Annotated in this window: 13 protein-coding genes; 8 read left to right on the top strand and 5 right to left on the bottom strand. The window is 34.9% G+C overall.

All coding sequences use genetic code 11. From position 1 onward, the window contains the following. Position 1 precedes the first annotated feature (1 nt). Complete coding sequence (locus tag QMN76_RS01565) at positions 2-1,249, bottom strand: cation:proton antiporter (RefSeq protein ID WP_034337127.1); 1,248 nt, start codon at positions 1,247-1,249, stop codon at positions 2-4. A gap of 190 nt (positions 1,250-1,439) precedes the next feature. On the opposite strand from QMN76_RS01565, the gene QMN76_RS01570 reads away from it, so the two are divergent. Continuing rightward, positions 1,440-2,159 carry a response regulator transcription factor gene (locus tag QMN76_RS01570; RefSeq protein WP_034337124.1) on the top strand — a complete coding sequence of 240 codons (720 nt, stop codon included), beginning with the start codon at positions 1,440-1,442 and terminating at the stop codon, positions 2,157-2,159. 39 nt (positions 2,160-2,198) lie between these two features. On the opposite strand, the gene xth is transcribed toward QMN76_RS01570, so the two are convergent. Then, positions 2,199-3,005: an exodeoxyribonuclease III gene (gene xth / locus QMN76_RS01575; RefSeq protein ID WP_282023055.1), complete on the bottom strand. Its 807-nt coding sequence runs from the start codon at positions 3,003-3,005 to the stop codon at positions 2,199-2,201. Positions 3,006-3,404: 399 nt separating this feature from the next. On the opposite strand from xth, the gene uvrC reads away from it, so the two are divergent. From uvrC to QMN76_RS01590, 3 genes are all read left to right on the top strand, one after another. Continuing rightward, positions 3,405-5,258 carry an excinuclease ABC subunit UvrC gene (uvrC, locus tag QMN76_RS01580; RefSeq protein WP_034337117.1) on the top strand — a complete coding sequence of 618 codons (1,854 nt, stop codon included), beginning with the start codon at positions 3,405-3,407 and terminating at the stop codon, positions 5,256-5,258. A 110-nt stretch (positions 5,259-5,368) separates the two neighbouring features. Continuing rightward, positions 5,369-5,938, top strand: coding sequence for a CDP-diacylglycerol--glycerol-3-phosphate 3-phosphatidyltransferase (pgsA, locus tag QMN76_RS01585; protein WP_034337114.1), 570 nt, complete (start codon positions 5,369-5,371; stop codon positions 5,936-5,938). 82 nt (positions 5,939-6,020) lie between these two features. Next, entirely contained in the window at positions 6,021-6,713 is a 693-nt protein-coding gene (locus QMN76_RS01590) for a hypothetical protein (RefSeq protein ID WP_152534151.1), read from the top strand. A 4-nt stretch (positions 6,714-6,717) separates the two neighbouring features. On the opposite strand, the gene QMN76_RS01595 is transcribed toward QMN76_RS01590, so the two are convergent. After that, on the bottom strand, positions 6,718-7,965 hold the full coding sequence (locus QMN76_RS01595) for an adenosylmethionine--8-amino-7-oxononanoate transaminase (protein WP_282023053.1): 1,248 nt from the start codon (positions 7,963-7,965) through the stop codon (positions 6,718-6,720). A 78-nt stretch (positions 7,966-8,043) separates the two neighbouring features. Here QMN76_RS01595 and QMN76_RS01600 point away from each other — a divergent pair, with 78 nt between their 5' ends. The 4 genes from QMN76_RS01600 (at position 8,044) to rpmG (ending at position 11,635) form a co-directional block, all read left to right on the top strand. Continuing rightward, positions 8,044-9,231 carry an aminotransferase class I/II-fold pyridoxal phosphate-dependent enzyme gene (locus QMN76_RS01600; RefSeq protein WP_282023052.1) on the top strand — a complete coding sequence of 396 codons (1,188 nt, stop codon included), beginning with the start codon at positions 8,044-8,046 and terminating at the stop codon, positions 9,229-9,231. Then, positions 9,228-9,899, top strand: coding sequence for an alpha/beta fold hydrolase (locus tag QMN76_RS01605; RefSeq protein WP_282023051.1), 672 nt, complete (start codon positions 9,228-9,230; stop codon positions 9,897-9,899). Before QMN76_RS01600 ends, QMN76_RS01605 begins: the two co-directional genes overlap by 4 nt. Next, positions 9,889-11,286: a dethiobiotin synthase gene (gene bioD / locus QMN76_RS01610; protein ID WP_282065641.1), complete on the top strand. Its 1,398-nt coding sequence runs from the start codon at positions 9,889-9,891 to the stop codon at positions 11,284-11,286. Before QMN76_RS01605 ends, bioD begins: the two co-directional genes overlap by 11 nt. A 181-nt stretch (positions 11,287-11,467) precedes the next feature. Beyond that, the gene (gene rpmG / locus QMN76_RS01615; RefSeq protein WP_008853818.1) at positions 11,468-11,635 is read left to right on the top strand and encodes a 50S ribosomal protein L33; all 168 of its coding nucleotides are present in this window, start codon (positions 11,468-11,470) and stop codon (positions 11,633-11,635) included. 83 nt (positions 11,636-11,718) lie between these two features. On the opposite strand, the gene QMN76_RS01620 is transcribed toward rpmG, so the two are convergent. After that, entirely contained in the window at positions 11,719-12,048 is a 330-nt protein-coding gene (locus tag QMN76_RS01620) for an FtsB family cell division protein (protein ID WP_282023048.1), read from the bottom strand. 74 nt (positions 12,049-12,122) lie between these two features. Then, on the bottom strand, positions 12,123-13,412 hold the full coding sequence (gene eno, locus QMN76_RS01625) for a phosphopyruvate hydratase (RefSeq protein WP_034337100.1): 1,290 nt from the start codon (positions 13,410-13,412) through the stop codon (positions 12,123-12,125). Between the last annotated feature and the right edge of the window lie 167 nt (positions 13,413-13,579).

Genomic DNA, 13,579 nt, shown 5'->3' on the forward strand with positions numbered 1-13,579 from the left:
TTTATTTTTTATTTAATTTGTAAAAATAGTTAATAACTTTTTCCATAGTGAGTCCTTGTACAATTATTGTGAAAATAACACAGACATAAGTTATAATAAGGATATCACTTTTCAGTTCTCCATCAGGAAGGGATAAGGCAATTGCCAATGAAATCCCTCCTCTTAATCCTCCCCAAGTCAAGATTGAAATTAATCCTCTACGGTTACTGTCTTTATATAATAAGACAGCACCGCTGATTCCAATAGCAATGAAACGACTTAGAATCAAGAATGGGATACATAACAAGCTAATGAGCAGTGTTTGGGGGTGAAACGGAATAATCATAATTTCCAAACCAATAAGCAAAAATAATGATGTATTTAAAATTTCATCAATTACATGCCAAAACCCTGTAACTGTATCATGGTCCTCTTTGTTAGGACGCTTTTGAAGATAATCACCCATTAATAATCCGCTAACGACAACAGCGATCGGCCCAGACATATGTAAATGCCCAGCCAGAGCAAACGTGCCCGCTGCCAAAGCGAGAGAGAATAAAATCATAATCTCATCATGATTAATTCGCTTCATAATATAGATAATGATCAAAGCTGTGATTGCTCCGAGGATACCAGAACCAAATACTTCTTGTATAAAGACGAGCGAAAGTCCAGCAGCACTGGGATAAATACCGGTTGTTGCGATGGTGATTAATGTTGAAAATGCCAATAAAGCAATACCATCATTAAACAAGCTTTCTCCCGCAAAGATTGCTTGCAATCGGTCAGGTAGACCTAATCTACCTAACATATTAATAATTGCAACAGGATCTGTTGGAGCTAGGATTGATCCAAGGATTAAACACCAAATAAAAGGAATTGAAATAGGAGCTAGGTAGAATAATAACCAAAAAGCACTTCCTAGTGTAAAAATGCAGATTAATGTTCCTAAAATTGCCAAGGAGGCTACGTTAAATTTAGCTTTCCATAGCTCAGCAAGTTTTATATGTAAACTTCCCGCGAACAACAAAAATGCCAAAGCACCGTTTAATAAAAGTTTTGGAAAATCTAAATCAGATAAAATATCTTTGGCAAAATGGTATCCTGAAAAAAAGGAGATTGAATAATCACTGATAAATAAAATCAACGAAAATATAAAAGCCATAATCATAATTCCAATAGTCATAGGAAGATGAAGGAATTTATGATTAATTGCACTGCTGATTGCTGTCAGTAAAAATAGGCAAGATATAAGCGTTAGGATATCCATATGTCTTTTCTTTTTTAGAGTTTTTTATTTAATTAAAATAAATATTTTCTGATGATAACTTTTTTTTTATGATATTATAAGTAATAAATATAGTATTGATTAAATATTAGGACTGATATGGCTTTATAACCATTCCTCAGGAAATGGTTAAATTGTTTCAGGTGTGTTTTAAACAGAAGGATGATGCTTGATGGCTGGATTACACCCAATTTTGGTTGTTGATGATGACCCAAAACTGATCGAAACACTATCTGAACAGTTACAGTTAGATGGTGAATTTGAGGTTTTTGGTGCAAATACTGTTGAAGATGCAAAAACAAAAATCTTAAAATCAGACAAACATTATGATGCAATTATTTTAGACGTTATGCTTCCTGATGGTGATGGATGTGATTTATGTGCTTATCTTCGTAAAGAAGGGTGCAGAACGCCTATTATTATGCTGACGGGTTCTGACGAGGAAAATGATGTTGTTCGAGGTTTAGATGCTGGTGGTAATGATTATGTTTCAAAGCCATTTCGTATTGCTGAACTATTAGCACGATTAAGAGCTCAAATGCGGATTTTTGAAAATAGTGAAGATGCTGTTTTTGCAATTGGCCCTTATGTATTTCGTCCATCAGCAAAGTTGTTGCAAGAAAATGAAACTAATCGACGTATTCGATTAACAGAAAAAGAAGCTGCAATTTTAAAATTTTTATATCGTTCAGGCACAAGACCAGTGCCACGTCAAGTTTTGCTCAATGAGGTATGGGGGTATAACTCTGCGGTGACAACGCATACCCTTGAAACACATATTTATCGTTTACGTCAAAAAATTGAACCAGATCCTACAAATGTCTCTTTGTTAATCACCGAGGCTGGGGGATATCGGTTAAGCTTGTCAGTAGAACAAAGAGAAGATTCGTAGATTTATATTAAAAGAAAATCTTGAACACTTAAAATTATTCTAAGAAGAAAGATTTTCTTTTAATTCTAATAAAATAGGAACATGATCTGAAGGTTTTTCCCAGTTTCTGACTTCTTTAAAAATTTGAATCGTTTGTAAATATGGAGCCAAGCTAGGGGTGATCCATAGATGATCCAACCGACGACCTCTATTAGATTTCTCCCAATCTTTGTTTCTGTATGACCACCATGTATAAAGTTTTTCTGTAGATGGAACAATCTCACGCATTGCATCTATGAAACCTGTTTTTAACCAACTTGTAAGTTTTTGCGTCTCTATAGGGGTATGACTTACGACTTTTAGAAGTTGTTTGTGGCTCCATACGTCATGCTCTAATGGAGCAATATTAAGATCACCAACTAGAATACTATTTTCTTCTATATTTTTTTTAAACCAATCCGTAGTTTCTTTTAGAAAATTCAGTTTATGTTCGAATTTAGTATTAATAGAAGGGTCAGGCTCATCTCCACCAGCGGGTACATAAAAATTATGTAAAGTAACCAATTTTCCTTCAAAATGAAAATCAACAGCTAAATGACGGCAATCCTCTTGATTACACCAGTTTTTAGATGATGGACTGATTTCAAAAGAATGTTTAGATAAAATGCAGACCCCATTGTAACTTTTCATTCCTTTATAGGCGATATATGGATATCCAAGTGCTTTTATATCTTCTTGAGGAAATAAATTATCTGGTACTTTTGTTTCCTGTAAGCAAATAATATCAGGGTTAGCCAAATCAATAAGTTCTTTTAATAAAGGCAATCGTAATCTTAAAGAGTTAATGTTCCAGCTAATAATACGCATTATTTTATTTTCAATGATAGAGTAAATAGAAGATATATGGTGGAAAATATAAAGTTGTTATAAAGAAATTTATTCTTTTTTAAAAGAATTTTTTAGATATTTATTTAATTTTGTCCACTATTTTCATCAATTTATTTTTTTAGGAAAGGTGTGCATAATGTCAAGTTATTTATTATTAAGGTCGTTTCAATTTTTTATAAAAATACTTTAAAAACAATATGTTACCAAATATGATTAATTTTTAGGCAATACATGATAGAGCTTGATAAACTGCCCATTAGATCACTATATTGAATATTCATCCCTATAGTTATCCACAGAAACAGTGGAGAACTAAAATAAATGTTAGAAAACAAAGCTAAACCTTACTATAATGAAAATGTAACAAAGAGCTTTTATATGAATAACAAGCCTAATTCATCTCTTACACCTGTCGAAGGTGTGTTTGCGATTAAACAAGCATTAGAAACAATGCCTTCAGATGCTGGGGTATATCGTATGATTAACAAAGCTGGAGAGGTTTTATATGTTGGCAAAGCAAAAAATTTAAAAAAACGTGTGATTTCTTATACACATCTGTCTCGATTGTCTGATCGTATCCGTAGAATGGTTCAACAAACTGTTTCTATGGAAATTATTACGACTTATACAGAGGCTGAAGCATTATTGTTAGAAGCAAATTTAATTAAAAGCTTCAAACCACGTTATAATATTTTATTACGTGACGATAAAACATATCCTTGGTTAGTTATGAGTAAAGACGAATGGCCCAGAATTGATAAACAACGAGGCAAGGTTACTAGAACTAATGAATATTGGGGGCCTTTTGCCTCTGTTTGGGCGGTTAATCAAACTCTTGAATTACTGCAAAAGATATTCTTGCTTAGAACGTGCACAGACAGCGTTTTTAATTCACGCACACGACCATGCTTGCTTTATCAAATCAAACGCTGTGCAGGCCCTTGTGATGACCGTATATCACCATCTGAATACACTCACCTCGTTGAGCAGGCAAGATTGTTTTTATCTGGTCAAACAGTTTCTATTCAACAACAACTAGCCGAGGAAATGGAAAAGGCTGCATCAGAAATGGATTATGAACGTGCAGCTGTCTTGCGAGATCGCATTCGAGCTTTTACCTATGTGCAAAGCAGTGGTGTTGTTAATCCTGCTTCTATTATGGATGCCGATATTATAGCCTTATACCAACTTAGTGATAGCTGTTGTATTCAAGTGTTTTTTATTAGAGGCGGCAGAAATAATGGGAATAGGGCTTTTTTCCCTACACAAATTGAAGGGCAGTCTGCTGAGGAAATTATTTCGGCTTTTCTTGGACAATTTTATGAAAACAAGCCTCCACCTCAGCAAATTTTATTAAATATTGGTTTGTCTGAATTATCCTTGATGAGCGAAGCTTTATCTTTGAAAGCTGGGTATAAAGTTACGTTATCATTACCACAAAAAGGCGAGAAAAAAGCAGTTATTACTCATGCTGAAGATAATGCCAAAGGGGCGTTAGAGCGAAAATTAGCAGAAACAGGAACTCAACAAAAACTACTTGGACAAGTAAAAGCGTTATTTAATTTAGAGCACATACCTAAACGAATTGAGATTTATGATAACAGTCATATGATGGGCAGTCATGCTTATGGAGTGATGGTTGTAGCTGGACCTGATGGATTTAACAAATCGGCGTATAGAAAATTTAGTATTAAATCCTCAATTTCTCCTGGAGATGATTTTGGTATGATGAGAGAAGTCTTTTCCAGGCGTTTTGCTAAAGGTAAGAATACAGACCGAGAAAATTGGCCTGATATATTATTAATTGATGGAGGTGCAGGCCAATTCTCAGCAGTAGATTCTATTTTAACTGAACTTGAAATTACTGACATAAAACTGATATGTATAGCGAAAGGTAAAGATCGGAATGCTGGTAGAGAATGGTTTTTCACAAAGGATCAAGAACCTTTTCAACTAGCTATTCAAGATCCCGTATTATATTATTTACAAAGATTACGTGACGAGGCCCATCGTTTTGCCATTACTACGCATCGAAGTGGACGCTCCAAAGCTATTCAACGTTCTGAGTTAGATGACATTCCTGGGGTAGGGGCAAACCGTAAACGATTATTATTAAATCATTTTGGCTCAGCAAAAGCTGTGAAGGCTGCCAGTTTATCCGATATTACCGCTATTCCAGGGATTAATCAAACACTAGCAGAGGTGATTTATGGGCATTTTCGCTCTGAATAGTTTTAAGTATAAAATTACAGATTTGTTATATGATTTTTTTCTTAAATAACGTATAAGTATATAAAATATCTTATATATTCCATACACCTCAGCTTACGTTTGCGAAAATTATGTTCTTTAATTTACCGAATTGTTTGACCTTATCGCGCATACTAATCATTCCCATATTGGCTATTTTGGTAATGGTTGGCCGTCCTATGACTGATTTGATTGCTTGTATTTTGTTTATTTTTGCAGGGATAACAGATTATCTTGATGGTAAACTTGCACGTGCATGGCAGCAACTTTCTGAAATGGGCCGAATGTTAGATCCTATTGCAGATAAACTGCTGGTAGGAATTTTGTTAATTGTTATGGCTGCTTATGCACGCTTACCCTATGGTGGAATTATTCCAGCAATGGTGATTCTTTCGCGTGAAATCTTGGTAAGTGGATTAAGAGAGTTTTTAGCAACAGCTCAAGTGGGATTACCTGTAACAAAATTGTCGAAATGGAAAACAACTTTTCAAATGGTTGCACTGGGATTTTTACTAGCAGGTGATACGAGCGCTAAAATGTTGGGTATCAGTTGGTTTCCTGTCAGCATTATCGGATCAATATTGTTATGGATTTCCGCTATTTTAACAATTATAACTGGCTGGGGTTACATTAAGACTGGATTTAAATTTGTTAATAAATAATTAATTTTGATATATTTATAATCATTTTTTACTTGAGATTTTTTCGCTTTAAAGGCAAATTGCAACCTGTTTTGGTTTAATTATGAGTTGGAGGCTATGGATGCGCAGACATGCTGCTCTTATGGCAACGGTGTTATTACTTAGTGGTTGCTCCGGGTTTGATCGTTTTTTAGATGATACAGTGAGGCTTCCTGGGAGTGATAACCCTGAAGCACCAAAAGGAGATTCTGAAAATATGATGAAAGCTCGGGGTCAAATGGTAACATCAACTCCGATTCTTCCTCAAAGTGGAAATATATGGCCCTCCCGTCCGCCTGCATTGCCTACATTAAGTGATGTTGCCAATGATGAACAATCTTTTTCATTATCTGATTATAGCCACGCATTCGGTGCGGATGAGGATGTTGTAAAACATGAACAGGGCACAAATCATACTTTACCATCTGATTTTCCAGAAGATGGGGATTTAACCGCTGGTGAAAAAAATCAAATTAAAAATGGTGCTACTATAAATAAATCAGGTGGTTTTGGTAGTAGTAATGGTGGTATCTTGCCTGATCATATTGATGATCATGCTCCTAAATATATTGAAAAAGATACGAATAATAAACCTATTATTATACCTAATGGAGATGGCACTAGTACAGTAATCAGCTCAACTGGGAAAGTTTCTGTTATTAAAGATTCCCACAAATCAGAAAAATCCGCCAAAACACAAAATACATCTTCTGAGCCACAACGAGACGATACTCCAGCTCAGAAAAACGCAAATTAAAATTTTACCCATAAAATAATGTATGAACAATTGCCTGAGTTAACTTAGTTAACTCAGCAGTTGTAATGGTAAAAGATGGGGTTAAGTAGATAATATCTCCAAAAGGTCTGATCCATACTTTATGGTCTAGTAATCTATTTTTTAACAGATTAATATTTTTAATCTTATGTAACTCGACAACACCAATGGCACCTTTGACCCGAACATCTTTGACAATATCGAGTTTACGACATACTTCTAACTCGGCAGTCATTTGTAACTCTATATTTTTAACATTATTTTTCCAATCATATTGATCAAATAATTCTAAAGATGCAATAGCACAGGCGCAGGCTAAGGGATTTGCCATAAAGGTTGGTCCATGCATCAACGCATGATTTTCCTTATCAGATAAAAAACCATTAAAAATATGTTCTCTCGCAATAGTGGCAGCCAAGGCCATAGTGCCTCCACTGAGTGCTTTGGACAAAGTTATAATATCTGGCACGACATTTGCTTGGTTACATGCGAATAGGCTGCCTGTGCGTCCTAAACCTGTAAAAATTTCATCGAAAATAAGAAGAATATTAAAATGATCAGCTTGCTGACGTAAAAACATCAGTAATTCAGGGTCATGAATTAACATACCTCCAGCCCCTTGAACTAATGGCTCTATTAAAATAGCAGCGATTTCATGATGGTGTTTTTCAAGGAAAGCAATAAATTCTTGTTGTAGCTGTTTGGTTTTAGGTAGCGCGATAATATGCTGATGGGGTAAAATTCCTTGAAATAATTGGTGCATTCCTTCATCAGGATCGCAAACAGCCATGGTTGCCATTGTATCTCCATGATAGCCACCATAAAAAGAGAGAATTTTGGTTTTTTTTAAATGGTTTTGGTTTAACCAAAATTGAATAGCCATTTTCATAGCAACTTCAACAGAAACAGATCCTGATTCTGTAAAGAAAACTTTGTTCAAATTACCAGGCAATAAACTGGCAAGCTTTGCTGATAATTTAATGGCAGGTTCATGAATAATCCCTCCAAACATAATATGAGGCATTTTATATAGCTGTTTTTGGACTTGTTCGGCAATATAGGAATGGTTATAGCCATGACAGGCTGTCCACCACGAGGCGATGCCGTCAATGAGTTCTGTTCCATCACGTAAAGTAATTTTGGAGCCCTTTGTAAGTTCAGCTACGATAGGATTATTACAAGTTTGCATTTGAGTATAAGGAAGCCAGATATTTTTAAGCATTGAACCAGACATTTTCTTTGCATATAAAAGGAAGGGATAGAAAATTAAAATTAACGATATTTAATAGTGAACTCAAACAGATTATTTTTTATGAATCAATTTGACAATTTTTTTCAAGAAGCTTTATCAAAACGTGAAGAAGAAGGGTTTCGCAGAAAGCTGACACCAATTGACGTGGCTAGCTCAGTTCAAATCCAAGTTCAAGGGCAGAAATACCTTAATTTTTCCAGTAATGATTATCTAGGTCTGTCTTTTCATCCAGAATTGCTACAAAAAAGCCAAGAGTGTGTTGCTAAATATGGCACGGGTTCTGCTGCTTCTCGGTTGATTACAGGACATACATCGTGCCATCAAGCTATCGAAACACAACTTGCCCAGTTTTTAGGAACCGAAGCCGCTCTGGTCTTTGCTTCTGGTTGGCAAGCAAATGTTGCTGTAATTGCTTGTTTAATAGAAAATTTACCAAAGCCTGTTTACGTTATTACGGACAAGCTTAATCATGCAAGCTTGCATTATGGATGTAAAGCAGGTCAAGGCAAGCAAATCAGATTTCGTCATAATGATATGAATCATCTTCAACAACGTTTAGATTCTCTTAAAGATTTAGATGGCAGCAAATTAATTATTACTGAAACAATTTTTAGTATGGATGGCGATCAAGCAGATTTAAAAAGCCTAAGACGATTGGCCGATGAGCATCATGCTTTTTTGTTTCTTGATGATGCACATGCTACAGGGGTGCTAGGAGCGCAAGGGCAGGGGTTGGCACCAACTTATGCTGATTTAACAATGGGTACCTTCAGCAAAGCCTGGGGAAGCTTTGGTGCATATATCGCAGGGTCCAAAGCATTATGTGATTGGTTGGTTAATTTTTGCTCTGGATTTATTCATACAACCTCTTTACCCCCAGCAGTTAATGGCAGTATTGCTGCTTCACTAGAGCTGATGCCTTTATTAGATAAAGAGCGTGCTTATTTAAAACAGCAGTGGCAATATGTAAAACAGCAATTATCTTTGTGGGGAATTAATACAGGGGATACGGTTTCTCAAATTATACCTTTGATTGTAGGCTCAGCAGAAAATGCGTTGGAGATTACAAAATTACTAAAACAAGAAAAATTATGGGTTATGCCTATTCGTCCTCCAACGGTTCCTGCACATAGCAGTCGTTTACGTTTAACCCTAAGTGCAGCTCACCAGTCAAAAGATATTGAATATCTACTTGATAAAATTAATATATTGATCAAGCAAAAGCCCTCTTTATGGAAAAGCAGATGAGTTCAAAATATCGTTTATTATTTGTACATGGTTGGGGATTTTCTAAAGAGTTTTGGAAACCTGTTGCGAATTTATTTCAAGGTTTTACTATTGATTATATAGATCTGGGATATCTTGACAATCAGGTGACATCTGACAAAGCATTACAAATAATTCAAGAAAATCAAGATAATATAATAGCCATAGGGCATTCTTTAGGGTTTATATATCTACTTAAACAATTCCCTCTTAAATTCTATCATTATGTCGCGATAAATGGTTTCTTGCGTTTTTCAAAAGCGGATGATTTCGCTTCCGGTGTTCCTTTACGTATTTTACAGCGCATGTCTAAAAATATTGAAAAAGACAGTTCGGCAGTTTTATCTCAGTTTTATGAACAATGTCAGTATCATCAAACACCATCATTAATTTTGAATATAGAGCAGCTTAAAATAGGACTTGAATGGCTAGAAAAGAATGATTTTCGATCATGTTTATCAACTATTCAGAATAGATTGACGGTTATTGCTTCGGATCACGATCCTGTTGTTTCAAAGGAAATGACAAGCCATTCTTTTAAAAATCAACCCATTCAATGGGTAGAAGACAAAACGCATATATTACCAATAAAAAAACCTGAATTATGCGCTTCAATCATCAGGAATACCCTCATATCAAATGAATTATAATAAGCAAAAAATCATTCACTCTTTTAATCAAGCTGATTCATATGAGCAATCAGCTAAAATTCAAAAAATAGTAGTGAAACGATTGGTTTCCTATATAAAGGAACTTAATTTTGACCCAAGCCAACCTTTATCGATTCTTGAGATCGGTTGTGGAACAGGATTACTTACACAATATTTATTAGAGTTATTTCCCAAAGCAAAATTTATAATTACTGATATTTCTTCGAAGATGGTTGAGCGAACAAAAGCCAAGTTTGAAAAAAAATATTCAAATGTTCAGTTTAAAATTATGGACGGCGAAGCTCTCCAACTTGATCAATCTTTTGATTTGATTTGCTCCAGCCTTGCATTTCAATGGTTTGAAGATTTAAAAGGTGCTTTACAGAGAATAACTGATTTTTTGAACCCTAATGGTGTATTGCTTTGTTCGACTTTGGCTCAAGAAAGCTTTGAAGAGTGGAGAGCCATCTACGATCATTATGATTATTCTTGTCCACTTCAATCTTATCCCAAATTAGATAAGTTAGAATCCTATTGGCCAACTTTAACTGGTGGCGGTTATTGGGAGACCGAAAGTATTATTGATTCTATTCCAGATGGTCTTGAATTTATCAAAGAGCTACGTTGCATTGGTGCGCATACATCTTTGGCATCTCATCATTCCTTATCAGCGGGACAACTACGCAAGGTTATTATCAAATTCAACAGTGATTATGGATATACAACTTATCAGGTTGCTTTTGGTTACTTTAAACGTTTTTCAGCCAAAGGTTTTTTTGTAACGGGAACAGATACAGATGTCGGAAAAAGTTTTGTTTCAGCATGTTTAACCAAAGTTTTAAATGCTAAATATTGGAAGCCAATTCAAACGGGATTAAATTGTGATCAAGGGGATACAAAAACTGTCCAGCAGCTTGCAATGTTATCAGATCAGCAAGTCATTACCCCTTTGATAGAGCTTCAAGAGCCATTTTCGCCAGAAGAAGCTGCCAAGCGAGAAAATATTATATTAGATATTGAGCAATTGGACCTTTCATTATCATTTCACGATCAGCCTTATATTGTTGAAGGCGCAGGGGGGGCATTAGTACCAATTGCTGAATATCAGTTTATGATCCAGCTTATGAAGAAAATAAATTTACCTGTAATTATTGTAGCCAGAACTGAACTTGGGACTTTAAATCATACATTACTAACTCTTGAGGTTATAAGGAAATATCATATACCAATTGCAGGCGTAATTTTGAATGGAAAACCCAATCCTGCAAACAAAGAAGCTATAGAGCGTCATGGTAAAATCAAAGTTATTACCGAAATTCCACATATGGAAAAACTATCACTTGAATTTATATCGCAACTTTCCCAAGAAATTGCGTTATTTTATTAGAACTATTAAGTAATTTGATGTATAAAGAACAGGAACCACGATTGACTATTTGATATAATTTGAAAAAATTGCATGAAAATAGGAAGATTGTAAGAATTAACTTGATCTTTTGATAAAATGTAAGCATTTAGATAAAAGCAATATTTTAATATGAAGATAAGCTGATCAAAACGAGGATGTAATGGCTAAAAGTAACACAATTCAAATTAAATTACTTTCAACTGCTGAAACCGGTTTTTTCTATGTAACCAGAAAAAATGCCAGAGCACATACTGGTAAAATGGAATTAAAGAAATACGATCCAGTTGTTCGTAAACACGTTGTTTTCCGTGAAGCAAAAATTAAATAATTTTTCTTAATTGAAATAACAAATAAGAAAGGCTGGGCAGTTTTGTTCCAGCTTTTTTTATGCTCAATCGATAAACACTAACTTTAATAAAGATGATCGTTAGCTTTATAAGGAATAACAATTTCGTTTTCTTGAGAGAAACTCAGCATTACACGGGTACGTTCATCTAATAAATCTTTGTCTAAACGACCCTCTTTCAATCCAACGACCCTTCTAGCCCAAGCTTGTTGCTCTGAAATAGCATCTTGTTGTGCTTGTTGAGCTTCAACCAAAAGTTTTTGTTGTACATAATAGCTTTTTAATCCATGAGCACCATCCATTGTGTTCCACAGAAAAAAACCTGTTAAGCTTAAAAAGAAAACAGGGGGAATAGTTGCTTTTATAGCTTTTTTAACAAAATGTAAAAATTGCATTCACTAAACCCTATGAAAAAATTATTGATAAAGTCGGAAGTAATCTATAACTTCCGACTTTGTCAAGCAAAAGACTATAAAATTTCTAATGCTTTAAATGCGTTACGACCAGCATATCTTGCTGCATTACCTAAATCTTCTTCAATTCTGATCAATTGATTATATTTAGCAATACGATCTGAACGGGATAAAGATCCTGTTTTAATTTGACCAGCATTAGTTGCAACAGCGATATCAGCAATAGTTGAATCTTCTGTTTCACCAGAACGATGGCTGACAACGGTTGAATAACCATGACGATGAGCTAATTCCATAGCTCTGAAAGTTTCTGTTAATGTACCAATTTGGTTAACTTTAACAAGCAATGAATTAGCAATGCCTTGTTTGATACCTTTTGCAAGTCTTTCCGGATTTGTTACAAATAAATCATCACCAACTAATTGAACTTTATTACCAAGTTTTTGTGTCAGTTCTGACCATCCTTGCCAATCATCTTCAGCAAGACCATCTTCTGCAGAGATAATTGGGAAATCATTACAAAGACCAACGATATATTCAACCATTTGGCTAGAGGTAAAGATTTTACCTTCACCTGTCATGTTATATTTACCGTCTTTAAAGAATTCGGATGATGCAAGATCCAAAGCTAATGAAACTTCTTCACCAGCTTTATAACCGGCTTTTTCAATAGCTTTCATAATATAAGACAAAGCTTCATGAGCAGATTTAAGGTTTGGGGCAAATCCACCTTCATCTCCAACGCTGGTGTTTAACCCAGCTGCATGTAGATCATTTTTTAAAGTATGGAAGATTTCTGAACCCATTCTGACTGCTTCAGCAATAGAAGATGCACCATGTGGAACGATCATAAATTCTTGAATATCAATAGGATTATCTGCATGTTTACCGCCATTGACGATATTCATCATTGGAACAGGTAATACATGAGAGTAGGGAGAACCAAGGTAACGATATAAAGGTAGGCCAAGTTCATCAGCAGATGCTTTTGCTACAGCCATTGAAACGCCAAGTGTTGCATTCGCACCCAAGCGACCTTTATTTGGTGTTCCGTCAAGTTCGATCATAACTTCATCAACAAGCATTTGGTCTAAAGATTCAATACCAACCACTGCTTCTAAGATTTCACTATTTACGTTATTAACAGCTTTTAAAACGCCTTTACCAAAATAGCGATTTTTATCGCCATCACGTAGTTCAACCGCTTCATGAACACCAGTTGATGCACCAGAAGGAACTGCAGCACGACCAACCACGCCAGATTCTAATTCTACATCTACTTCAATAGTTGGTGTACCACGACTATCAAGAATTTCACGTGCTACGATGTCAACAATTGCACTCATTTTCTATCCTAACGTATATTAAGTGTTTTAAAAATATTTTAGATAATAAAATCACATTTCTTAAGAATACTGCCAAAGTTCAAGTTAAAGCAATATAAAAGCATATGTATTAGCAAAGGAACTTTGTTAAATACAAATTAGTATAGTAAAGAAAATGTTATTTTACT

The organism is Commensalibacter papalotli (ex Botero et al. 2024) (genome assembly GCF_947179115.1).
Lineage (GTDB): Bacteria > Pseudomonadota > Alphaproteobacteria > Acetobacterales > Acetobacteraceae > Commensalibacter > Commensalibacter papalotli.

Coding starts and splice junctions, on each gene's coding strand:
- QMN76_RS01565 (WP_034337127.1), bottom strand. CDS start 1,249: ATGGATATCCTAACGCTTATATCTTGCCTATTTTTACTGACAGCAATC.
- QMN76_RS01570 (WP_034337124.1), top strand. CDS start 1,440: ATGGCTGGATTACACCCAATTTTGGTTGTTGATGATGACCCAAAACTG.
- xth (WP_282023055.1), bottom strand. CDS start 3,005: ATGCGTATTATTAGCTGGAACATTAACTCTTTAAGATTACGATTGCCT.
- uvrC (WP_034337117.1), top strand. CDS start 3,405: ATGAATAACAAGCCTAATTCATCTCTTACACCTGTCGAAGGTGTGTTT.
- pgsA (WP_034337114.1), top strand. CDS start 5,369: ATGTTCTTTAATTTACCGAATTGTTTGACCTTATCGCGCATACTAATC.
- QMN76_RS01590 (WP_152534151.1), top strand. CDS start 6,021: ATGAGTTGGAGGCTATGGATGCGCAGACATGCTGCTCTTATGGCAACG.
- QMN76_RS01595 (WP_282023053.1), bottom strand. CDS start 7,965: ATGTCTGGTTCAATGCTTAAAAATATCTGGCTTCCTTATACTCAAATG.
- QMN76_RS01600 (WP_282023052.1), top strand. CDS start 8,044: ATGAATCAATTTGACAATTTTTTTCAAGAAGCTTTATCAAAACGTGAA.
- QMN76_RS01605 (WP_282023051.1), top strand. CDS start 9,228: ATGAGTTCAAAATATCGTTTATTATTTGTACATGGTTGGGGATTTTCT.
- bioD (WP_282065641.1), top strand. CDS start 9,889: ATGAATTATAATAAGCAAAAAATCATTCACTCTTTTAATCAAGCTGAT.
- rpmG (WP_008853818.1), top strand. CDS start 11,468: ATGGCTAAAAGTAACACAATTCAAATTAAATTACTTTCAACTGCTGAA.
- QMN76_RS01620 (WP_282023048.1), bottom strand. CDS start 12,048: ATGCAATTTTTACATTTTGTTAAAAAAGCTATAAAAGCAACTATTCCC.
- eno (WP_034337100.1), bottom strand. CDS start 13,412: ATGAGTGCAATTGTTGACATCGTAGCACGTGAAATTCTTGATAGTCGT.